Source organism: Parvibaculum sp. (genome assembly GCF_049651025.1).
GTDB lineage: Bacteria > Pseudomonadota > Alphaproteobacteria > Parvibaculales > Parvibaculaceae > Parvibaculum.
This window is the reverse complement of the sequence record NZ_JBASBH010000039.1, coordinates 1-1,814: the sequence shown is the minus strand read 5'-3', so window position 1 is coordinate 1,814 and position 1,814 is coordinate 1. Positions and strand designations below refer to the sequence as shown.

2 protein-coding genes are annotated in these 1,814 nt (G+C 63.8%); both read left to right on the top strand.

Translation table 11 applies throughout. The annotated features are described in order from the left end of the window. Positions 1-890, top strand: an 890-nt coding sequence (locus WA943_RS05295) for a cation diffusion facilitator family transporter (RefSeq protein WP_424468808.1), incomplete at its 5' end; no start/stop codon positions are given. A gap of 11 nt (positions 891-901) precedes the next feature. Continuing rightward, entirely contained in the window at positions 902-1,633 is a 732-nt protein-coding gene (locus WA943_RS05290; RefSeq protein WP_424468807.1) for an alpha/beta hydrolase, read from the top strand. Positions 1,634-1,814 lie beyond the last annotated feature (181 nt).

Sequence of the window (1,814 nt, the reverse complement as noted above, 5' to 3'; positions counted from 1 at the left end):
GCCACGCTCATAGTCACGGCAACGAACGCCGCGTGTTCATCGCCATGTGGCTGACGGGCGGCTTCATGATCGTCGAAGCACTGGGCGGCTATTTCTCCGGCTCGCTCGCCCTCATCGCCGATGCGGGCCACATGCTGACCGACACGGGCGCATTGGCGCTGGCCTGGCTTGCCGTGCGCTTTGCGCGCCGCCCTGCCGACGACGCGCGCTCCTATGGCTATCACCGCGCCGAAATTCTCGCAGCCTTCCTCAATGGCGCGACAATGATCGCGCTCGCCTGCTGGATCATCTTCGAAGCCGCCATGCGCGTGATGGAGCCTGCACCCGTTCTCGGCACGCCGATGCTGGTCGTCGCCATCGGCGGCCTTCTCATCAACATCGTCTCGTTCCTGATGCTTCACGGCGCGACCGACAATCTCAATATTCGCGGCGCGGCGCTGCATGTGCTGGGCGACATGCTCGGCTCGGTCGCCGCCATCGCCGCCGCCATCGTCATTCTGTTGACGGGCTGGATGCCGATCGACCCGCTTCTCTCCGTCCTCGTCGCACTGCTCATCTTGCGCAGCGCATGGAACGTGACGCGCGACAGCGCCCATATCCTGATGGAGGGAACGCCGTCCGGCCTCGACCCCGACACCATCTCGTCGGATCTCGTGGCAAATGTCGACGGCGTGATCGACGTCCATCATGTTCATGCCTGGACGCTCGGCTCCAGCCGATCGGTCGTGACGCTTCACGCGCGGCTCGCGCCGCTGGCCGATGCCCATGCCGCGCTCGCCGCGATCAAGGCCCGGCTCAGCTCGCATTTCGGCATCGGCCATGCAACCGTGCAGCTTGAACCCGGAGACTGTATCGACACGGCCCATTCTCACGAACACGAGCATCACTGAGGGGGAAATCGATGGCGGCGAAGAGACCCACACTCGATACGCAAGAACGCAGCCTTTTCTCGCGGCTTGGCGAGTTGCGCGTCTTTCTCGAACTCGGCTCGGTCGTGCCCGCGCTCCCTGCGCTGATGAACGCGCCGCGCGGCGACGGTCATGCCGTTCTCGTATTGCCGGGCATGCTCGCATCCGACGGCTCGACCTTCGTGCTCAGACAATATCTGAAGGCGCTGGGCTATCAGGTGCACCCATGGAAGCTCGGCCGCAACTGGGGGCCGAGCACGGAAATTCGGCAGGGCATTCGCGACCGCTTCAAGGAATTGTCCGATCGCTATGGACGCCGCATCAGCATTGTCGGCTGGTCGCTTGGCGGCATATATGCGCGAGAACTGGCGCGCGAATATCCGGCACTGGTGCGTCAGGTCATCACGCTAGGCAGCCCCTTCGGTGCGGGCTATCGCGTCGATGGCGAACCGGATGCGAGCCTGGCCGCGCGGCTGCGCCCGGCGCCGCCCGTTCCCTGCACGGCAATCTATTCAAAAACCGATGGCGTCGTGCCATGGGAAGCCTGCCTCGAAATAGAAGGTCCGCAAACGGACAATATCGAGGTGCAGGCGAGCCATATCGGCATGGGCGTCAATGCGCTGGTGCTCTGGGCAATTGCCGACAGGCTGGCGCAAGCGGAGGGCCAGTGGCGGCACTTCGACCGCTCCGGACTGAAAAGCCTTTTCTATCCGGTCGGCGCGTGAGCCTCAGAAGCGGAATTCATATTCGACGACGCTTTTCAGCATGCCCGAGGGGCTGGCGCTGGTGACGCCGAACAGATAGCCGACATTGTAGCGAAACTTGCCCGGCAGCCAGCCAAGCCCGCCAATGGCGCCCTGAATGGCGGGGCCGACCATGTGCTTCTGGCTGTTGGGCGAATCGAAA